Raw genomic sequence first — 18,395 nt, 5'->3', positions numbered from 1 at the left:
TGGGAGCGGCCTTGTGTCGCGATGGGCTGCGCAGCAGCCCCGGCAATCTCAGGCCTCAGGTTTAGCCGCAGGCTGCCACAAGACCTCTGCAATTCCTTGGCGCCGGCCAATGATCCGTGCCGCGACGAACAGCAGGTCCGATACCCGGTTGATATAGGCCAGCCCCACCCCCTCCAGAGGTTCCAGCGCATTCAACTGCTGGCAACGCCGCTCCGCCGCCCGCGCCACGCTACGGCAGACATGGGCCTGGGCCACCAGCATCGAGCCCCCGGGCAAGATGAAATTCTTCAGCGGCCCCAGCTCTTCGTTCCAGCGGTCGATGGCCGCCTCCAGGCGCTCCACCTCGGCAATGTCCAACGCCTGGTAGCTGGGCATTGCCAGTTCCCCACCCAGATCGAACAAACGGTGCTGACAAGGCGCCAGTACCTCGATCAGCTCGCCAAGACCGGCCTCGGCCAGCCCGGCCAGCAGCACGCCCAACTGGCTGTTGAGGCTGTCTACCTCGCCGATCGCCTCGATCCGCGGATGGTCCTTGGGCACCCGGCGTCCGTCGCCCAGGCCGGTTTCGCCTTTGTCGCCGGTGCGGGTGTAGATCTTCGACAGGCGGTGGCCCATGTCATGTCTCCGTCTTGGTGGTGGTCGGCTGGGCCGGGTTCAGAGGTAGGCGCAGTGTGAAGCAGGTGCCCTGGCCGGGAGTGGACTGCACCTCCATCTGCCCTTTGTGGTTGTTGGTGATGATGAAGTACGACACCGACAGGCCCAGGCCGGTGCCCTGGCCGATTTCCTTGGTGGTGAAGAACGGCTCGAATGTGCGCTTGCGCACCGTCTCGGGCATGCCGATGCCATTGTCTTCGACCTGGATCTCCGCCCATGGCGGGTTGAGCCGCGTGCGCAGGGTGATACGCCCCGGCTCGCTGGGCTGTGGGCGCTGGTGGATGGCCTGGGCGGCATTCTTCAGCAGGTTGAGCAGCACTTGTTCCAGTTCGTTGGCGGTGCAGGGCACCGGGCCCAGTTGCGGGTCGAATTGGCGGACGATGGCCTGGCCCTTGAAGTCGAATCCGATGGCCAAGTCGAAGTCGTTGCCGGCGATCTCCACCGCCTGGTCGATCAGCGCCGGCAACTCGCAAGGCGCCAGCTGGCGGTTGCTGCGGCGGCTGAAGCTGAGCATGTGGGTGACGATCTTGGCCGCCCGGGCGCCGGCCTGCTGGATGCCGTCGAGCAGTTGCGGCACTTCGCGGCTCTCCAGGTAACGGTTGACGGCCGTCAGGTCGATGCCCAGTTCGCCGGCCTGCTCCTGGTTGCGCGGCAGGTCCGGCGACAGGCGTCGGCGGATGTTCTGCACGTTGTGCAGGATCGCGCCCAGCGGGTTATTGATCTCGTGGGCCATGCCTGCGGCCAGGCCGCCGACCGAGAGCATCTTTTCCGACTGCACCATCATTTCTTCCAGGGACAGGCGCTGGGTGATGTCGTCGATGCGGATCACCACGCCACGTCCGGCGCCGCCCATCAGTGGGTAGAAGGTCAGGGCGTAGTGGCGCAGGTCCTCGCCCTTTGGCCAGGTAACCCGCTCGATCTTGGCCACCCGGTACTTCTCCACGCTCTCCTTGAGCTGCGGCAGGAAGGGCTTGAGCGGCTCGAAGGCGAGGAACACCGGCTGGTTCAGCGCCTCGTCCAGCGGCGTGCCGGAGAGCACCGTTGCCTCGTGGTTCCACTGGGTGACGTAGAGCTGCTCGTCGAGGGCGATCAGTGCCGAGGGCATGGAGTCGATGATGCTGTTCAGGTAGTTCTGAAAGCCCGTGAGCTTTTTCTCGATCTTGCTGCGCACCTGGACTTCCAGCTCCAGCTTGCGGTTGGTGTGGCGGGTTTCCTCGGCCAGACCCTGGGCCTGGTCGTAGGCGTCCTGGAACTCGTCGCGGGTGCGCTTGAGCTGCTGCTCGCGGGCCTCGATGCGCGAGAGCATGGTGTTGAACGCCTCGGCCAGGCTGCCGATCTCGTCGTCGTTGCCGCGCTGGGCGCGCAGGGCGTAGCTCTCCTCGCGGGTAACCTGGCGGGTGAGCTCTTCGAGGCGATTGATCGGCAGGGTGATCAGGCGCTTGATCTGCCGGGCGATGACCAGCCACAGCAGTATGCTGAACACCAGGATGGCCAGGCTGGCCGATAGCGTGCCGGTGTAGAACGCGGTGGGCAACTCGCTGCTGGCCACCAGCAGCAGGTGCGCGGGTGGGGCGGCGCTGCGCGGCAGGCGGATCAGCTGGGTGCTGCGAAACTCCATGAGGCGCCAGCCGTCGATGTTGCGGTAGCGCTTGGGCAGGGTTAGCGGGTCGCCGTGCTGCAGCTGGGCCAGCATCTGCCCGTCACCGCCATAGATCGCGGCGGCGCGAAGCGGCGAATAGCTGTCGAGCTCCTTGAGCAGTGCCGTGGCGTTCTCTGCCGAGTCGCCGGCGCGCGCGGACATCTGCGGGTTGGAGACCAGCTTGCCGATGGTCTGCAGGGCCTGGGGCGCCATGCTTTCCTGGGTGATCCAATAGGCGGCGCTGATGAAGGCGAGGTTGGCCACCAACAGGATGGTCACCAGCAGCACCAGCAGGGCCGCCAGCAGTTTCTGCCCGACCGGGAGGTTTTCCAGGCGTTGACGCAGGGTCATGGGTGAGGAGGTGTCCTGTCCTGTGGATGAATGCCGTCAGTCGCTACGCAGTCCGCGCGCCTGCAAGTTATCGACCAGGCGCCGCTGCAGCCGTTCCAGGGCCGGTACCGCCAGGTCATGGCGGTTGGCGGTACGGCAGGCGTGGCCGAGCAGGTAGTGGACCTCGGTGCGTCGGCCATGGCGGACATCCTGGTACATGGAAGAGTAGTTGGCCGCGGTGGCGAGAATCACCCGCTGCACTTCCTCATGCAGGTCGTGGGCGGCCTCGGGCTGGCCGCAACGGCGCAGCAGGTCGGCCAGTTCGTCACACAGCTGGTCGACTTCGGCCAGGTGGCCGAGCAGGCCACCGTTCTGGCAGTCGTGCAGCACGGTGAGCGGGTTGATCGCGCAGTTGAGGGCCAGTTTGCGCCACAGGCGGGTGGGGATGTCGAGCGACCACTGGGCCGGGATGCCGGCGTCATCCAGGTCTGCGAACCAGGACGGGACGTTGGGGTTGGCCGGATCACCCAGCCAATTGAAACCGTGGCCGGCGAAGCGCACCTGCCAGTCGGCCTCGCGGAACGCGCCCTCGGTGCTGGAGGCGAAGATGCAGCGGGCGTGGGGCACCTGGTCGGCGACTTCGTCCTGGCTGCCCAGGCCGTTCTGCAACAGCACCAGTTCGGCGCCGTTGGCCAGTCTCGCGGCCAGGCGCGCCACGGCTGGCGCGGCATCGTAGGCCTTGCAGGCCACCAACAGGCGATGAATCGGCCCTTGGGCATCGAAGGTTTCCGCGGGGATCGCGTAGTGCTGGGTCTTGTCCTGTTCGAACAGCGTCAGCTTGCCTGCGCCCTGGTAACTGGACAGGCGCTGCTTATCGCGCAGGATCAGGCGGACCGCCTTGCCGGCGCGGGCCAGGCGACAGGCCCAGAGGCTGCCGAGGCTACCGGCGCCGAGAATATGCCAGGTGCTGCTCATCTGCGTTTCGCAACCCGTTATAATGAGCCCGCATTTTAACCATCAAACCCGACGCGCTCCATCTTCAAGCCGAGCGCGCTTTTTTTTCTGGAGATCATCCATGCCTTCGTTCGACGTGGTATCGGAACTGGACAAGCACGAAGTGCAGAACGCCGTCGACAACGCCATCAAGGACCTCGACCGCCGTTACGACCTCAAGGGCAAGGGCACCTTCGAGTTCAAGGACAAGGAACAGACCGTGCTGCTGACCGCCGAGGAGGAGTTCCAGCTCGAGGCGATGCTGGAAATCCTGCGCCTGGCGCTGGTCAAGCGCAAGATCGACGTCAAATGCCTGGAAACCAAGGATCCCTACGCATCCGGCAAGGAAAAGAAGCAGGAAGCCAAGTTCCGCGAGGGCATCGACAAGGACCTGGCCAAGAAGATCGTCGCCACCATCAAGGATGGCAAGCTCAAGGTCCAGGCCGCCATCCAGGGCGAGCAGGTGCGCGTGACCGGCAAGAAGCGTGACGACCTGCAGGAAGCCATCGCCCTGCTGCGCACCAAGGAATTCGACATGCCGCTGCAGTTCAACAACTTCCGCGACTGATCCGTGGCGGCCCGGAACCTTGATGGCGCAGTGATGTCCATCGGGGTCCGGGCCGCTTGCTTTGCGTTGCCCGCCTCATCGTGTACTTGCCGTTCGGCATCAGGAGATAAACATGGATTTGAACGCTGAAGTCGATCAGCTGGTCCGTCAATCGCAAACCTGGCTCCCCTTGATCATGGAGTACGGCAGCCGCCTGTTGCTGGCGCTGCTGACCCTGGCCATCGGCTGGTGGATCATCAACAAGGTCAGCGCCCGCCTGGGCAAGCTGGTCGGCCTGCGCGCCGACGCGGCGCTGCAGGGCTTCATCAGCACCCTGGCCAACATCGTGCTGAAGGTGCTGCTGATGGTCAGCGTGGCCTCGATGATCGGCATCGAGACCACCTCGTTCGTCGCCGCCATCGGTGCCGCGGGCCTGGCCATCGGTCTGGCCCTGCAGGGCAGCCTGGCGAACTTCGCCGGTGGCGTGCTGATCCTGATGTTCCGTCCGTTCCGCATTGGTGACTGGATCGAGGCGCAAGGTGTCGCGGGCACCGTGGACAGCATCCAGATCTTCCACACCGTGCTGCGCACTGGCGACAACAAGACCGTGATCATGCCCAATGGCAGCCTGTCCAACGGCATCATTACCAACACCAACCGCCAGCCGACCCGCAAGGTGGTGTTCGACGTGGGCGTGGACTACGACGCCGACCTGCAGAAGGCGCGCAATGTGCTGCTGGAGCTGGCCCAGGACCCGCGCGTGCTGCAGGATCCGGCGCCGCAGGCCGTGATCTCGACCCTGGGTGACAGCTCGATCACCGTGTCGCTGCGTATCTGGACCAAGACGGCCGACTACTGGGACGTGATGTTCATGCTCAACGAGCATGCCCGCGACCGTCTGAAGGCCGAAGGCATCGACATTCCGTTTCCGCAGCGGGTGATCCGTGTGGTGCAGGAGACTGTGGCGTAGCACAAGCGCCTGCGAAATCGGGGCCGCAAAGCGGCCCCGTTTTTTTTTACACTTGTTCACAGCCAGGCGGTGCCATATCTGGCATACACCCTGATCCTGCCTGAAAACCCGATGTCCGCCATGAAACCTTTGCTGTATATCACCCCCTTGCGCGCCTTGCTGTTCGGTCTGACCCTGGCGCTGTTCGAATTGCTGACCTACCTCGCCAGCGACGCGGTCATGCCCGCCATGCCGGTGGTGGTCGGCGACCTTCAGGCCAGCACCGAGTACATCCCCCACGCCCTCAACCTCTATCTGCTGGGCGGAGTGCTTCTGCAATGGCTGATCGGCCCGCTGGCGGATCGCTACGGCCGGCGCCCATTGCTGCTGGGCGGCTGCATCTTCTTCGGCCTGGCGTGCCTGGCGACCTTCTGGGTGAAGGACATCGGCTTGTTCAACCTGTTGCGCCTGTTGCAGGGCATCGGCCTGGGTTTTGTGGTCACAGTCAGTTACCCGGCGCTCAACGAGGCTTTCAGCGAGGCCGACGCGGTGCGCATGATGGCCCTGCTGGCCAATATCGCCCTGTTGTCGCCACTGCTCGGCCCGCTGGTGGGCACCCTGATGCTGCAGTGGCTGGACTGGCGCTGGCTGTTCGTGGCGTTTGCCGCGGGCGCTGTGCTGTGCTGGCTGCTGCTCTACCGGCTGATGCCCGAAACCCTGGGGGTGGAGCGTCGCGACGGTTCGCGCCTGCCGTTCACGCCCATCCACCTGCTGCCATTGCTGGCAGGCTACGGCCAGTTGCTGGGCAATCGGCGCTTCGTGGCCGGCAGTGCGGCGCTGGGGTTGGTGGGGCTGCCGCTGATCGGCTGGATCGGCCTGTCGCCGGTGCTGCTGATCCATGACGAGGGCCTGAGCACCTTGGAATACGCGCTGTGGCAGCTGCCGGTGTTCGGTGGGCTGATCCTGGGCAACCTGATCATCAATCGAATTGCCGATCGCTATCCGCTGCCGTCACTGGTGCGTGGGGCCTTGTGGCCATACCTGGCAGGGCTGTCGCTGATGGTTGCGGCGACCTGGTATTGGCCGACGGTGCCCAGCGTGGTGGCCGGCATGTCGCTGTATGCGCTGGGATTGGGCGTGGCCAACGCCGTGCTGTACCGCATGACGCTGTTCTCCAGCGAACAGAGCAAGGGGCTGGTATCGGCGATGCTGGGGATGATCACCATCGCCCTGCTGGGGCTGGGCGGCGCGGTGTTGGCGATGCTCGGCGCGGGTGCGAGCCTGATGCACTTTGCCCTCGCCGCAGGCGTGGCGGGCGCGCTGGCGCTGTGGCCCCTGTGGTTCGTGGTAGGCGGGCGTTCGGGGAAAGGGGCTGTGACCCAGTAGAAACATCGCGGGGCAAGTCCGCTCCCACGCAGTCAGTCATTCAGGCTGAATATGTGGGAGCGGGCTTGCCCCGCGACAAGGCCGGTGAAGGCCTAGTTTTGTTCAGCCGCCGGACTCTCCACCGGCACCGGCTTTCCCCGACCAGCCTCCTGCCGCCAGTGCAGGGCGATCAGCACAAGCGTCGGAACGCCAAGCAGCGCGGTGATCAGGAAGAAGTCGTGGTAGCCGAACTTCTCCACCATCACCCCGGAATAGCCACCGATCAAACGCGGCAGCAACAGCATGATCGAGCTCAGCAGTGCGTACTGGGTGGCCGAGAACTTCAGGTTGGTCAGGCTTGACAGGTAGGCGACGAAGGCCGATGTGGCCAGCCCCGAACTGAAATTGTCCAGCGAGATGGTCACCACCAGCATTTCCAGGTTCGAGCCCATGTCGGCCAGCATCAGGAACAGGATGTTGGTCGCCGCCGAGGCCGCGCCGCCGATGAACAGGATCGGCAGGATGCCGAAGCGCACGATCAGCAGGCCACCGGCACCGGCGCCCACCAGGGTCATGATCAGGCCGAAGATCTTGCTGACGCTGGCGATCTGGTCCTTGGTGAAACCCATGTCGATGTAGAACACGTTGGCCATCACGCCCATCACCGTGTCGGACATGCGGTAGGTGGCGATCAGCCCGAGCAGCAGCAGGGCCTGCCAGCGGTAGCGCGTGATGAAGTCGTTGACCGGCGTGAGCACCGGCGCCAGGCCGCGGCGGCCCAGGGACGACAGGCATGCCCAGGTCAGCAGCACATAGAGGATCAGGCGCAGGAAAGCACGGTCTTCGAGCAGCAGGTCGAGCATGGACGAGTCGCCGAACACCACGCTGGCCCAGTCGGTGTTGAACAGCTGGGTGAAGCTGGCCGGCACCGAGACCAGCAGGACGATCAGCACGAACACCGAGGCCAGTTGGTGCATCAGCCCGTAGCGGGCCGCCGACAGCTGGGTGCGCAGGGGCACCGGCGGTTCGCGCATCACCAGGGTGGTGAACAGCGCGGGCAGCATCAGCACGCCGAACAGCACGTAGGTACCGGTCCAGGCCTCGTGCAGGTAGCTGAACCCGGTGGAACCGAACCACTCGGCGAAGAACAGCGCACCGGCGGTGGCGAGCAGGGCGGCGACCCGGTAGCCGGCCATGTAGCTGGCGGCCAGGGCGGCCTGGCGCTGGTCGTCGGCGATCTCCAGGCGGTAGGCGTCGACGGCGATGTCCTGGGTGGCCGAGGCAAAGGCCACCAGCACCGCCAGGGCGATCAGCCACGACAGGTGTTTCTGCGGGTCGCAGAAGCCCATGCCGACCAGCCCGAGCACCACCAGCACCTGGGACAGCAGCAGCCACGAACGACGACGGCCCATGCCACCGAGCAGCGGCAGGCGCCATTGGTCGAGCAGCGGCGACCAGACCCACTTGAAGGCGTAGGCCAGGCCGATCAGGCTGGCATAGCCGATGGTCTCACGCGCCACACCCGCCTCGCGCAGCCAGACCGAAAGCGTCGAGAACACCAGCATATACGGCAGGCCGGCGGCGAATCCGAGCAGCAAAAGCACCAAAGTTGACGGGCTGGCATAGGCAGCGAGCGCAGCGCGCCAGGTTTTACGGGGCATGGGCCAACATCTGCCTCAAGGTTTGCGAAAACAAAGCGCGCACTCTAACCGCTGTGCTCCATTGGACGCCAGCCATGGCGTGCCATATCCACACGATTATTGGCCACATTCACGCCTTCTGCGCGCAAGCGGGCGCGTTGTTCGTCGCCCGATGGCGTGCCCAGGGCAAGGCTCAGTCGGCCACCGGCACCCAGCACCCGGTGCCAGGGCAGGCGGGTGTCCGCCGGCAGCTGCCCCAGGGTGCGTCCGACCCAGCGCGCCGCGCGGCCGAGGCCGGCCAGTTCGGCCAATTGCCCGTAGCTGATCACCTTGCCGGCGGGGACCTGGCCCAGCACCGAGTACAGTGCCATTCGTCGGGCCTCGGCATCCTCCGGCACAGCGGGCGGTGGCGTCGAGGTCACGGGGTACTTGGCCTGTGAATGAAACCGGACAGGCGGTCCGGGCAAATGCGAGTGGAACTCATCGGCATGGTCTGGGTCTGTCCTTGCTCAGGTTGTCGGTATCTGGATAATGCCCGGCTTTTTCGTCGAATCGAACCCAAATTGCGCTTATGTCTTCTAGAACCCTGCTTTGCCTCATCGCCGCGTCCCTCTGTACCCCCGTGCTCGCCGACACCGTGTGGATGAAGAACGGTGACCGCCTGAGCGGCAAGATCAAGGTCTTCGACGGCGGCAAGCTGCTGCTGGAAACGCCCTATGGCGGCTCGATCGCCCTGGACTGGAAACAGGTGCAGACACTGGAGAGCGACCAGGAACTGCTGGTCAAGCAGGACGCCTACTCCGGCGAGAAGGCCAAGTCGCTCAAGGCCGCCGAGCCGGGCAAGGTGACCCTGGCCAACGGCGAGGCGCCGAAGACCGTCGAGCTGGCCAGCATCGAGCAGATCATGAAGCCGCGACCGCTGGTCGAGGACTTCCTGTGGAAGGGTAATGTCGATGTGGCGATGGACTACAAGCGTGCCGAGACCGACAGCGACGACTATGACGTCAGCTTCAAGACCACCGCCCGCCATGGCCGTTGGCGGCACAATGCCGAGGGCGAGTACAACCGCGAGACCAAGGACGACGTCACCACCACCAACAACTGGAGCGCCGAGTACGCCCTGGACCGCTTCATCACCGAGAAGTGGTTCTGGCAGGGGCGTCTGGAGTACAAGCGCGACCATATCGAGGACCTGGCGCGCCAGCGCACCGTCGGTACCGGCCCGGGCTACCAGTTCTGGGATGACGAACTGGGTGCGTTCTCGCTGGGTTCGCTGATCAACCGCACCGATTTCGAGTACCGCGACGGTGGCAAGGACAACTTCTATTCCGCCGCCGTGAAGTGGGACTACAACCGCTACCTGATCGGCAAGAAAGTGGAGTTCTTCACCAATGGCGAATTCGGCAAGCCGCTGGGCGGCGTGGCCGACTACTCGCTGGATGCCGAGATGGGGCTGCGCTACAAGGTGACCGAGTGGGCTTCGCTCAACCTCAAGGCGGAGAAGGACCTGATCAAGGGCACGAGCGACAGCGACTTGGACAAGACTCGCTATACCGCAGGGTTTGGTGTTACCTGGTAAAAGCAGTCGTTAGCGGTAAGCTACAAGCGGCAAGCACGAGCTGTGCAGGCACTTTCAACAGGCAGTGCCGGCTTGCTTTTTCTTGTCGGTTGTCGCTTATAGCTTGCAGCTGATTTTCTTCAGGAGCCTATTCAGTGAGTACCAACGCCCTTCGCCCCGCCCGGGAACTGCTGCTCAAGGAGTACCGCGGCGTCCTCTCGACTCACTCCAAGTCCATGCCCGGCTATCCCTTCGGTTCGGTGGTGCCTTACTGCCTGGACGCCGAGGGCCATCCGCTGATCCTCATCAGCCGTATCGCCCAGCACACCCACAACCTGCAGAAAGATCCGAAGTGTTCACTGCTGGTGGGCGAGCGCGACGCCGAGGACGTGCAGGCGGTCGGGCGCCTGACGGTGATGGCCGAGGCGCGCAAGCTGACCGACGAAGCGGCCATCGAGTCTGCCGCGGCCCGCTACTACCGGTACTTCCCCGAATCGGCCAACTACCACAAGGCCCACGACTTCGATTTCTGGGTGCTCGAGCCGGTACGCCATCGCTACATCGGTGGCTTCGGCGCGATCCACTGGCTCGACCAGGTGACCCTGACCAATCCCTTTGCGGGCAAGGCCGAGGCCAGCATGATCGAGCACATGAACAGCGACCACGCCAATGCCATCGCCCATTACGTCGAACTGAGCGACCTGCCGCGCACGGCGCCGGCCGAAATGGTTGGTATCGACAGCGAAGGCATGCATCTGCGTATCGGCCAGGGGGTATACTGGCTGGCTTTCCCGAGTACCTGCAACACGCCGACACAAGTTCGTGAAGCCTTGGTTTTGCTGGCCCGCGCTGACCAGTGGCCGGTTGCGGAAAGCGTCGAGGGTTGAAAACAGGCGTCGAGGCATCCATCTGATGGTCTTACAGGAAGATTCTCTTCCGTCGAGGAACCCTTGATGCGTGCTTTTCTACTGCTGTTACTGCTTTTCCCCGTGCTGGAGCTGTTCGTCTTCGTCAAGGTCAGCGCGGCCATCGGTTTCTTCCCGGCGCTGCTGCTGATTATCGCCGGTTCCGCCCTGGGTGTGTTGGTGATGCGCGTTGCCGGCCTGGCCACTGCCCTGCGTGCCCGGGAAAGCCTGCAGCGCGGCGAGTTGCCGGCTGAGGACATGTTCCAGGGCCTGATGCTCACCGTCGGTGGCGGCCTGTTGCTGCTGCCGGGCTTCATCAGCGATGTGCTGGGCCTGCTCTGCCTGCTGCCGTTCACCCGTCGCCTGGTGGCCGGTCGGCTGCGTCGCCGCGCCGAGGAACAGGCTCTGCGCCAGCGCGCGTTCCAGGATGATCCGTTCCAGGCGCAGCCCCGCGATGGCGGCCATCGTCCGAACGTGATCGAGGGCGAGTACGAGCGTCGCGACAAATAACACCGATTTTTCGTGGGCGCGGGCTTGCCCCGCGATGGCCTCCGGGTTGGGCTCATCGCGGGACAGGCCCGCTTCCACGATGACGTTTTGAAAAATTTTCCGCGCAAGCCTTGTAATTGTTTTTAGCGGCCTCATGTATGTGTCACCGCAAGGTTTCTGGTGGCGACACCAGACATAACTTAGGTGGCTCGCCCTGTGCGGGCCACGCCCGGCAACGCCGGATCGAATCAACCCGCCGGTGTCGACACCGGCCGATGAAAACCACAATTTGGGAGAGATCGACAATGAAGCTTCGTCCTCTGCATGACCGCGTCGTCATCCGTCGCAGCGAAGAAGAATCGAAAACCGCTGGCGGTATCGTCCTGCCGGGTTCGGCCGCTGAAAAACCAAACCGCGGCGAAGTCGTTGCCGTCGGCACCGGTCGTATCCTGGACAACGGCGAAGTACGCGCGCTGGCCGTGAAAGTGGGTGACAAAGTGGTTTTCGGCCCTTACTCGGGCAGCAACACCGTGAAAGTCGACGGCGAAGACCTGCTGGTCATGGCCGAGAACGAAATCCTGGCCGTTATCGAAGCCTGATTTCCCCGACTTCCCGTTACTCCAAAGAATTTCAAGGATTAAACGATCATGGCTGCTAAAGACGTAAAATTCGGCGATTCCGCCCGTAAGAAAATGCTGGTTGGTGTCAACGTTCTGGCTGACGCGGTAAAAGCGACCCTGGGCCCGAAAGGCCGCAACGTGGTCCTGGCCAAGAGCTTCGGCGCGCCGACCATCACCAAGGACGGCGTTTCCGTCGCCAAAGAGATCGAGCTCAAGGACGCCTTCGAGAACATGGGCGCCCAGCTGGTCAAGGAAGTCGCTTCCAAGGCCAACGACGCCGCCGGTGACGGCACCACCACCGCCACCGTCCTGGCCCAGGCCATCGTCAACGAAGGCCTGAAGGCCGTTGCCGCTGGCATGAACCCGATGGACCTCAAGCGCGGTATCGACAAAGCCACCGCCGCCGTCGTCGCCGAGCTGAAGAACCTGTCCAAGCCATGCGCCGATTCCAAGGCCATCGCCCAGGTCGGCACCATCTCCGCCAACTCCGACAACTCCATCGGTGAAATCATCGCCGAAGCCATGGAAAAAGTCGGTAAAGAAGGCGTGATCACCGTCGAAGAAGGTTCGGGCCTGGAAAACGAACTGTCTGTCGTAGAAGGCATGCAGTTCGACCGTGGCTACCTGTCGCCGTACTTCGTCAACAAGCCGGACACCATGGTTGCCGAGCTCGAAGGCGCGCTGCTGCTGCTGGTCGACAAGAAGATCTCCAACATCCGTGAGCTGCTGCCAGTACTGGAAGCCGTTGCCAAGGCCGGTCGTCCGCTGCTGATCGTTGCCGAGGACGTCGAGGGCGAGGCACTGGCCACCCTGGTGGTCAACAACATGCGCGGCATCGTCAAGGTTGCCGCGGTCAAGGCCCCGGGCTTCGGCGACCGCCGCAAGGCCATGCTGCAGGACATCGCCGTCCTGACCGGCGGTACCGTGATCTCCGAAGAGATCGGTCTGTCCCTGGAAACCGCCACCCTGGAGCACCTGGGTAACGCCAAGCGCGTGATCCTGTCCAAGGAAAACACCACCATCATCGACGGTGCTGGTGAAGAAGCCGACATCCAGGCCCGCGTCACCCAGATCCGTGCCCAGGTTGCCGACACCACTTCGGACTACGACCGTGAGAAGCTGCAAGAGCGTCTGGCCAAGCTGGCTGGCGGTGTTGCCGTGATCAAGGTCGGTGCTGGCACCGAAGTCGAGATGAAAGAGAAGAAAGCCCGCGTCGAAGACGCCCTGCACGCCACCCGTGCAGCCGTCGAAGAAGGCGTGGTGCCTGGCGGTGGCGTTGCCCTGGTTCGCGCCCTGGCTGCCATTGCCAACCTCAAAGGCGACAACGAAGACCAGAACGTCGGTATCGCCCTGCTGCGTCGCGCCGTCGAAGCCCCGCTGCGCCAGATCACTGCCAACGCCGGCGACGAGCCAAGCGTTGTCGCTGACAAGGTCAAGCAAGGTTCGGGCAACTTCGGCTACAACGCCGCTACCGGTGAATACGGCGACATGATCGAGATGGGCATCCTGGACCCAGCCAAGGTCACCCGTTCGGCCCTGCAAGCCGCAGCTTCGATCGGCGGTCTGATGATCACCACCGAAGCCATGGTTGCCGACCTGCCGGAAGACAAGCCAGCTGCTGGCATGCCTGACATGGGCGGCATGGGTGGCATGGGCGGCATGATGTAAGCCAGCCTTACCCCCTGTACCCAGAAAAAGCCCCGCCTAGTGCGGGGCTTTTTCGTTTGTTCTGGCGTCATCGCAGGGTGGGTTTGCCCCGCGATTGTTCATCGAACGGCGCTGTGTTCTGCCACGGGGGCCCTGGCGGCCCCGCTGCGATACAGCACCAGGTAATACGACCCCAGCCCGATCAACCAGCAGAACACCGCTGTCCATACGTTGTGTGACAGGAAGTGCGCGCCCTGCATCATCCGTCCGACCGACAGTCCCGCGCCAGCCACGAGGGCTACCGCGAGCGCCACCCGTGCCAGGCGCGGACGGCGATCGCGCAGCATGAAGAACAGGCCGAACAGGCAGAACCCGGTCGCGGCATGCCCGCCTGGCCAGCACAGTCCGGGCTTGTCGGTCGCAGGGCGTGGCTCCAGCAGCTTGCTGTAGGTCTCCTTGCCGCCGAATTGGGTCAGGCTCCACGGGCATTGCACTTGGGTCACCTTCTTCAGCGGCGTGACGAAGGCCGTCGACAGCCCCAACGCCAATACCAGGCAGCCGAGTTCACGGCGCCAGCCCGCCAGCCGTTGCCAGACGAAGCTCAGGGCGAAACCGACCACGGCCAGCAGTCCGAAGACGATTACGCCCTGCTTGACCCGGTCATGCAGGATGTTTTCCAGCAGGTAGCTGTGGCGACCGATGAACTGGCCGGCAGCCGGGTCGTAGAACAGGTTGGCCACATCCATGTCCAGCGGCGTCCATTCGAGCAGGATCAAGGCCATGGCGGTAACGAAAGGGATGCCCAGGTACAGCCACGGGTTGATCGGGCGAGGGCGCACGGATGACTGCATGATGACTCCAGAGGGTGGAAAAGACCGTGCATTGTCGGGTGCCCGCTATCCTGTGTGCGTGAATGATCGGTGAAAAAACTGTCAAGTTCGGTGATTTCGAGCCAGGGCATGGCACCATGCGGGCATTGGCCGTAAGCTGCGCCTGCCGCGCCCGGCGAAGCGCCGCACAGGAGACCTCGATGCGCATTCTTTTGGTTGAAGACAACCGCGATATTCTGGCCAACCTGGCCGACTACCTTGGCATGAAGGGCTACACCGTCGACTGTGCCCAGGATGGCCTGTCCGGGTTGCACCTGGCCGCGACCGAACACTACGACCTGATCGTGCTCGACATCATGTTGCCGGGCATCGATGGCTATACGCTGTGCAAGCGCCTGCGCGAGGATGCCCGGCGCGACACGCCGGTTATCATGCTCACTGCCCGCGACCAGCTGGACGACCGCCTGCAAGGCTTCCGTTCGGGCGCGGACGACTACCTGCTCAAGCCGTTCGCGCTGTCCGAACTGGCGGCGCGCATCGAGGCGGTGCTGCGTCGCGCCCAGGGTGGTGGTCGGCGTACCCTGCAGGTCGCCGACCTGAGCTATGACCTCGATACCCTGGAGGTGACCCGCCAGGGGCGCTTGCTCAAGCTCAACCCGGTCGGCCTGAAACTGCTGGCCGTGCTGATGCAGAAGAGCCCCCATGTATTGCGCCGCGAGGTGCTGGAGGAAGCCTTGTGGGGCGACGACTGTCCGGACAGCGACAGCCTGCGCAGTCACGTCCACCAGTTGCGCCAGGTGATCGACAAACCGTTCGACAAACCCCTGCTGCATACCGTCCATGGCGTCGGCTATCGCCTCGCCGAGGGCCGCGATGGAGTTTAAACAGAGCCTTGCCCAGCGCATCATCATCGCTTTCGCGCTGATGAGCGCGCTGGTGGCCGGGGCCTTCGCCTTCGGCATCGTCGCCACGGTGCACCTGGTCGAGGAACGCCTGATCTCGTCGGTGCTTGGCGGTGATCTGCAACGCCTGCTGCGCATGGACAGCGTCAGCGACTGGAGCCATCGGCCACGCCCCGACCAGTTGTTCTATTTCAGCGGCGGGCGCGATGACTTCGAGTTGCCCAAGGACCTGCGCCACCTGGATGCCGGCTTCCACGAGGTGTTTCGCGACCAGCTCTCGTATCATGCCATGGTCGAGATCGTCGACGGTCGGCGTTATGTGCTGCTGCAGGACCAGAGTGATTTCGAGGAGCGCGAGCGGGTATTGTTCGCCGTGGTCGTGGTCGGCTTCGTGCTCAGCCTGGCCCTTGCGGTGATCCTTGGTTGGTTGCTGGCGCGGCGCGTGATGGCGCCGGTGATCCGCCTGGCGCGCCAGGTCCGCCACCGTGACCAGTTGCTGGGCCTTGCGCCGCCGTTGGCGCCGGACTACGCGGCGGACGAGGTCGGCCAGCTGGCAGTCGCCTTCGACGATACCCTGGGGCGCCTGCGCGATGCCTTGACCCGTGAGCGGCTGTTCACCAGCGACGTCAGCCATGAGCTGCGCACGCCGCTGATGGTCCTGGCGACATCGTGCGAGTTGCTGATGGAGAACCCCGGCCTTGATGGGCGCGCGCGCAGCCAAGTCGAACGCATCGCCCGGGCGACCGAGGAGATGCGCGAACTGGTGAAGACGTTCCTGATGTTGGCCCGTGCACAGCGCGATGAAGGCGCCATCGCATCGCGGGCAACCTTGCGTGAGGTGGGCGACGACCTGATCGGTGTATGGCGCGACACCATCGAACAGAAGGGCTTGGCGCTTTACTACGAGGGGCGGGTCAGTGCCAGCCCGGTGCTGTACAACGCCACCTTCCTGCAGTCGGTGATGGGTAACTTGCTGCGCAACGCGGCGCACTACACTGACAGTGGCTACATTCGCCTGAGTCTCGAGGCCAATGGCTTCTGTGTCGAGGACAGTGGCGTGGGGATTCCGGAGGAGCAGCGCGAGGCGATGTTCCGGCCGTTCGTGCGTGGCGACGAGCGCCGCGGCGAGGGTCTGGGCCTGGGCCTGTCGCTGGTGCAGCGCATCTGTGACGATCAGGGGTGGCGCGTCACCTTGACCGCGACCTTGCCCCATGGTTGCCGCTTCCAGGTCGACCTGAGCCAGGGCACGAAAGTGGTGCAGGACGGTGAAAGCCAGGATGGGCTATTGGATCCCGATTAACCTCCTGTAACACCTGCATTTGGTGCTGACAGATTTTTCACATCGACATGACCTGATTCCAACGCTTGCGTACCTATGGTGAGCGCACTGGAGTCAGGAGATGTCCAATGCGTAGCCCCATCAAACTCGAATTCTCGGACAAGTACGACCGCAATCACGCCCGGGAGTACTTCCTCAAGCACCAGGATGGCCTGGCTCGGCGCTTGTCCCACCAGCGTGACGAGCAGTTGGCCCGCCGTGCCCTGGCGCTGGCCGGTGAGCCTGGCCTGGTGCTCGACCTGCCCTGCGGCGCCGGAAGGTTCTGGCCGCTGCTGGCGGAAAAGGCCAACCGCGTGATCATCGGCGCGGACAATTCAGCGGCGATGATCGAGACAGCCTGTGCGTCACAACCGCCAGAGGTGGTTGCGCGGGTACGCCCCTTGCAGACTTCCGCGTTCGCCATCGACCTTCCGGATAACGCGGTCGACAGCATTTTTTGCATGCGCTTGTTCCACCATATTGGCGACCCGCTCCATCGGAAGAGAATTCTTTCGGAATTTCAAAGAGTTAGCCGGGACAGCGTGATCCTTTCGCTGTGGGTGGATGGCAATTTCAAGGCCTGGCGCCGCCGCAAGCTCGAAGCCAGGCGCAGTGCGCGGACGACGCAGGACGGCTATCAGAACCGCTTCGTGTTACCGGCGGCTACAGTTGAAGAAGAATTTGTGTCAGCAGGATTCAGAATTCAGGAACGACTCGACTTTCTACCGTTCTATGCCATGTGGCGAGTTTACGTATTGCGCAAGGGGTAACGAGTGATGGCGGTAGCGCAGAATCAGTCCAGGCAGTTTGATTTTTACTGGCAGCAGCAGGGAGAGTGGGTCGAGGAACCCAACCAGCGGCGTGGCGGCGAGAGTGGCGTGCAGCGCCTGAGCGACGGCGAGGGGCATCTGCTGTATGCCAAACGCCAGGTCGGGCACATCTACCGCAGCCTGCTGCATCCGTTCGGGCGCCCCACGGTGTTGCGCGAACTCGATGCACTGAACAGTTTCGAGCAACTGGGCGTCAGGGTGCCGCGGATCGTCTATGCCGGGGCCGAGCGGGACGCTGATCATCAGTGGCGGGCCTTGCTGGTCAGCGAGGCGCTCGAGGGTTTCGTCGACCTCGATGCCTGGCATGCCTCCGGGGCCCGTGAGCATTACCCGCAGGCCGTGCATGAGCGCATGCTCAAGGACCTCGCGGACAACCTGGCGCGCATGCACCTGGGGCATTGGCAGCATGGCTGCCTGTACGGCAAGCACGTGTTCGTCAAGGTGCTGGGCGAGGGCGAGCAGGCACGGGTGGAAGTGGCGTTGCTGGACCTGGAGAAGTGCCGGCGGCGGATCAGTTGCCAGCGGGCGGCCTATAACGACCTGCGGCAGTTGCGCCGCCACTCGTCGTTCAATGAGGCGGAATGGCAGACCTTGCTCTACTTTTACCAAATGGCGTTTGGCAGCGCGGTCAAAGGTTTAGAGCAATGAAACTAGAAATCGCTCGAGCTTTGTTCCTGGTCGCGGCGTTGGCAGTGACCACGGCGGCGGCGGCGGCCTGGGAGCAGCCGCGGCCCACGGTGTTCAGCAAGGCTGAGGTTGGTGGGGTGTGTCCGTTGCCACGGGTGGCCAAGGTAGAGCAGGGGCGGGCTGAGCCGGATCATGATCTGCTGTTGTTCCTGTTTGGGATGAGGCAGGGGTTGCGGCCGTTTGGTTGACGTGGGTTATGTGTTGAGCGCCGGGGGTTTCTTTATGAATTTCTGGCGTTTGTTTATTTGGGGTTTATGGTTGGTTGATGTTTGTTTTTGAAGTTTTATGCGCATTCATTTGCGATGTCGACGCTTATTCACCTTTCCGCCCTTACGGCGGGTTACTTTGGTCTTGGCCAAAGTAACCAAAGCCGCCTCGCTCCATTCATCCGGCCCTCCGCTTCGCTCCGGGTTCCCTCACTCCGGCCTTGCTCCCGGGAGGACCGCGCTGCAGGGCCCATCCTGGGCCCCAGCGCTTGACGGGCATCCATGC

General features: G+C 63.7%; 19 protein-coding genes. 13 read left to right on the top strand and 6 right to left on the bottom strand.

The features are described 5' to 3' along the window. Window positions 1-48: 48 nt before the first annotated feature. From ACVWZ5_RS12965 to ACVWZ5_RS12955, 3 genes are read right to left on the bottom strand one after another with little or no spacing between them, the layout of a single operon-like run. Complete coding sequence (locus ACVWZ5_RS12965) at window positions 49-615, bottom strand: cob(I)yrinic acid a,c-diamide adenosyltransferase (RefSeq protein WP_062575062.1); 567 nt, start codon at window positions 613-615, stop codon at window positions 49-51. Window position 616: 1 nt separating this feature from the next. Continuing rightward, window positions 617-2,644 (bottom strand): sensor histidine kinase, encoded by a 2,028-nt coding sequence (locus ACVWZ5_RS12960; protein WP_028689726.1) that lies wholly within the window; start codon window positions 2,642-2,644, stop codon window positions 617-619. A 36-nt stretch (window positions 2,645-2,680) separates the two neighbouring features. Next, the gene (locus tag ACVWZ5_RS12955; protein ID WP_062575061.1) at window positions 2,681-3,598 is read right to left on the bottom strand and encodes a putative 2-dehydropantoate 2-reductase; all 918 of its coding nucleotides are present in this window, start codon (window positions 3,596-3,598) and stop codon (window positions 2,681-2,683) included. A gap of 100 nt (window positions 3,599-3,698) precedes the next feature. On the opposite strand from ACVWZ5_RS12955, the gene ACVWZ5_RS12950 reads away from it, so the two are divergent. The 3 genes from ACVWZ5_RS12950 to ACVWZ5_RS12940 all read left to right on the top strand — a co-directional run bounded on the left by ACVWZ5_RS12950 (window position 3,699) and on the right by ACVWZ5_RS12940 (window position 6,498). Continuing rightward, window positions 3,699-4,184, top strand: a complete 486-nt coding sequence (locus tag ACVWZ5_RS12950; protein ID WP_011535522.1) for a YajQ family cyclic di-GMP-binding protein — start codon at window positions 3,699-3,701, stop codon at window positions 4,182-4,184. Window positions 4,185-4,296: 112 nt separating this feature from the next. Then, window positions 4,297-5,133, top strand: a complete 837-nt coding sequence (locus ACVWZ5_RS12945) for a mechanosensitive ion channel family protein (protein WP_028689724.1) — start codon at window positions 4,297-4,299, stop codon at window positions 5,131-5,133. Between the two features lie 120 nt (window positions 5,134-5,253). Beyond that, the gene (locus ACVWZ5_RS12940) at window positions 5,254-6,498 is read left to right on the top strand and encodes an MFS transporter (RefSeq protein ID WP_062575775.1); all 1,245 of its coding nucleotides are present in this window, start codon (window positions 5,254-5,256) and stop codon (window positions 6,496-6,498) included. A 92-nt stretch (window positions 6,499-6,590) separates the two neighbouring features. On the opposite strand, the gene ACVWZ5_RS12935 is transcribed toward ACVWZ5_RS12940, so the two are convergent. Both ACVWZ5_RS12935 and ACVWZ5_RS12930 read right to left on the bottom strand, forming a co-directional pair. Further along, the gene (locus ACVWZ5_RS12935; RefSeq protein ID WP_457340662.1) at window positions 6,591-8,138 is read right to left on the bottom strand and encodes an AmpG family muropeptide MFS transporter; all 1,548 of its coding nucleotides are present in this window, start codon (window positions 8,136-8,138) and stop codon (window positions 6,591-6,593) included. A 44-nt stretch (window positions 8,139-8,182) separates the two neighbouring features. Beyond that, window positions 8,183-8,488, bottom strand: a complete 306-nt coding sequence (locus tag ACVWZ5_RS12930; RefSeq protein WP_084943402.1) for an MGMT family protein — start codon at window positions 8,486-8,488, stop codon at window positions 8,183-8,185. A 200-nt stretch (window positions 8,489-8,688) separates the two neighbouring features. Between ACVWZ5_RS12930 and ACVWZ5_RS12925 the strand changes: the two genes are divergently transcribed. The 5 genes from ACVWZ5_RS12925 (at window position 8,689) to groL (ending at window position 13,357) form a co-directional block, all read left to right on the top strand. Next, complete coding sequence (locus ACVWZ5_RS12925; RefSeq protein WP_062575058.1) at window positions 8,689-9,696, top strand: DUF481 domain-containing protein; 1,008 nt, start codon at window positions 8,689-8,691, stop codon at window positions 9,694-9,696. 134 nt (window positions 9,697-9,830) lie between these two features. Further along, complete coding sequence (locus ACVWZ5_RS12920) at window positions 9,831-10,562, top strand: HugZ family pyridoxamine 5'-phosphate oxidase (RefSeq protein WP_301142122.1); 732 nt, start codon at window positions 9,831-9,833, stop codon at window positions 10,560-10,562. A 66-nt stretch (window positions 10,563-10,628) separates the two neighbouring features. After that, window positions 10,629-11,090, top strand: coding sequence for an FxsA family protein (locus ACVWZ5_RS12915; RefSeq protein WP_028689691.1), 462 nt, complete (start codon window positions 10,629-10,631; stop codon window positions 11,088-11,090). 284 nt (window positions 11,091-11,374) lie between these two features. After that, window positions 11,375-11,668: a co-chaperone GroES gene (locus ACVWZ5_RS12910; protein ID WP_028689692.1), complete on the top strand. Its 294-nt coding sequence runs from the start codon at window positions 11,375-11,377 to the stop codon at window positions 11,666-11,668. A gap of 48 nt (window positions 11,669-11,716) precedes the next feature. Then, window positions 11,717-13,357, top strand: coding sequence for a chaperonin GroEL (gene groL / locus ACVWZ5_RS12905; protein ID WP_028689693.1), 1,641 nt, complete (start codon window positions 11,717-11,719; stop codon window positions 13,355-13,357). Between the two features lie 98 nt (window positions 13,358-13,455). Here groL and ACVWZ5_RS12900 read toward each other — a convergent pair whose 3' ends face one another. After that, window positions 13,456-14,187: a phosphatase PAP2 family protein gene (locus ACVWZ5_RS12900; protein ID WP_028689694.1), complete on the bottom strand. Its 732-nt coding sequence runs from the start codon at window positions 14,185-14,187 to the stop codon at window positions 13,456-13,458. A gap of 179 nt (window positions 14,188-14,366) precedes the next feature. Here ACVWZ5_RS12900 and colR point away from each other — a divergent pair, with 179 nt between their 5' ends. From colR to ACVWZ5_RS12875, 5 genes are all read left to right on the top strand, one after another. After that, on the top strand, window positions 14,367-15,050 hold the full coding sequence (gene colR, locus ACVWZ5_RS12895; protein WP_028689695.1) for a two-component system response regulator ColR: 684 nt from the start codon (window positions 14,367-14,369) through the stop codon (window positions 15,048-15,050). After that, window positions 15,040-16,368, top strand: a complete 1,329-nt coding sequence (locus tag ACVWZ5_RS12890) for a sensor histidine kinase (RefSeq protein WP_028689696.1) — start codon at window positions 15,040-15,042, stop codon at window positions 16,366-16,368. Before colR ends, ACVWZ5_RS12890 begins: the two co-directional genes overlap by 11 nt. A 107-nt stretch (window positions 16,369-16,475) precedes the next feature. Further along, window positions 16,476-17,156, top strand: coding sequence for a class I SAM-dependent methyltransferase (locus ACVWZ5_RS12885; protein ID WP_062575055.1), 681 nt, complete (start codon window positions 16,476-16,478; stop codon window positions 17,154-17,156). A gap of 6 nt (window positions 17,157-17,162) precedes the next feature. Then, the gene (locus ACVWZ5_RS12880; RefSeq protein ID WP_062575054.1) at window positions 17,163-17,864 is read left to right on the top strand and encodes a lipopolysaccharide kinase InaA family protein; all 702 of its coding nucleotides are present in this window, start codon (window positions 17,163-17,165) and stop codon (window positions 17,862-17,864) included. Further along, a complete protein-coding gene (locus ACVWZ5_RS12875; RefSeq protein ID WP_028689699.1) occupies window positions 17,861-18,091 on the top strand; it encodes a hypothetical protein in 231 nt (76 codons plus the stop codon). Before ACVWZ5_RS12880 ends, ACVWZ5_RS12875 begins: the two co-directional genes overlap by 4 nt. The last annotated feature ends 304 nt before the right edge of the window (window positions 18,092-18,395 follow it).

This window comes from Pseudomonas sp. TE6283 (genome assembly GCF_054060555.1).
Note: the sequence above shows the minus strand (reverse complement) of the source record. Positions and strands in the feature narration are given on the sequence as shown.

What these genes read in the sequence shown, in the direction of transcription:
- ACVWZ5_RS12960 (WP_028689726.1), bottom strand. Translation starts at nt 2,644, where the DNA reads ATGACCCTGCGTCAACGCCTGGAAAACCTCCCGGTCGGGCAGAAACTG.
- ACVWZ5_RS12890 (WP_028689696.1), top strand. Translation starts at nt 15,040, where the DNA reads ATGGAGTTTAAACAGAGCCTTGCCCAGCGCATCATCATCGCTTTCGCG.
- ACVWZ5_RS12965 (WP_062575062.1), bottom strand. Translation starts at nt 615, where the DNA reads ATGGGCCACCGCCTGTCGAAGATCTACACCCGCACCGGCGACAAAGGC.
- groL (WP_028689693.1), top strand. Translation starts at nt 11,717, where the DNA reads ATGGCTGCTAAAGACGTAAAATTCGGCGATTCCGCCCGTAAGAAAATG.
- ACVWZ5_RS12945 (WP_028689724.1), top strand. Translation starts at nt 4,297, where the DNA reads ATGGATTTGAACGCTGAAGTCGATCAGCTGGTCCGTCAATCGCAAACC.
- ACVWZ5_RS12950 (WP_011535522.1), top strand. Translation starts at nt 3,699, where the DNA reads ATGCCTTCGTTCGACGTGGTATCGGAACTGGACAAGCACGAAGTGCAG.
- ACVWZ5_RS12880 (WP_062575054.1), top strand. Translation starts at nt 17,163, where the DNA reads ATGGCGGTAGCGCAGAATCAGTCCAGGCAGTTTGATTTTTACTGGCAG.
- ACVWZ5_RS12940 (WP_062575775.1), top strand. Translation starts at nt 5,254, where the DNA reads ATGAAACCTTTGCTGTATATCACCCCCTTGCGCGCCTTGCTGTTCGGT.
- ACVWZ5_RS12955 (WP_062575061.1), bottom strand. Translation starts at nt 3,598, where the DNA reads ATGAGCAGCACCTGGCATATTCTCGGCGCCGGTAGCCTCGGCAGCCTC.
- ACVWZ5_RS12915 (WP_028689691.1), top strand. Translation starts at nt 10,629, where the DNA reads ATGCGTGCTTTTCTACTGCTGTTACTGCTTTTCCCCGTGCTGGAGCTG.
- ACVWZ5_RS12930 (WP_084943402.1), bottom strand. Translation starts at nt 8,488, where the DNA reads ATGGCACTGTACTCGGTGCTGGGCCAGGTCCCCGCCGGCAAGGTGATC.
- ACVWZ5_RS12885 (WP_062575055.1), top strand. Translation starts at nt 16,476, where the DNA reads ATGCGTAGCCCCATCAAACTCGAATTCTCGGACAAGTACGACCGCAAT.
- colR (WP_028689695.1), top strand. Translation starts at nt 14,367, where the DNA reads ATGCGCATTCTTTTGGTTGAAGACAACCGCGATATTCTGGCCAACCTG.
- ACVWZ5_RS12935 (WP_457340662.1), bottom strand. Translation starts at nt 8,138, where the DNA reads ATGCCCCGTAAAACCTGGCGCGCTGCGCTCGCTGCCTATGCCAGCCCG.
- ACVWZ5_RS12900 (WP_028689694.1), bottom strand. Translation starts at nt 14,187, where the DNA reads ATGCAGTCATCCGTGCGCCCTCGCCCGATCAACCCGTGGCTGTACCTG.
- ACVWZ5_RS12875 (WP_028689699.1), top strand. Translation starts at nt 17,861, where the DNA reads ATGAAACTAGAAATCGCTCGAGCTTTGTTCCTGGTCGCGGCGTTGGCA.
- ACVWZ5_RS12925 (WP_062575058.1), top strand. Translation starts at nt 8,689, where the DNA reads ATGTCTTCTAGAACCCTGCTTTGCCTCATCGCCGCGTCCCTCTGTACC.
- ACVWZ5_RS12910 (WP_028689692.1), top strand. Translation starts at nt 11,375, where the DNA reads ATGAAGCTTCGTCCTCTGCATGACCGCGTCGTCATCCGTCGCAGCGAA.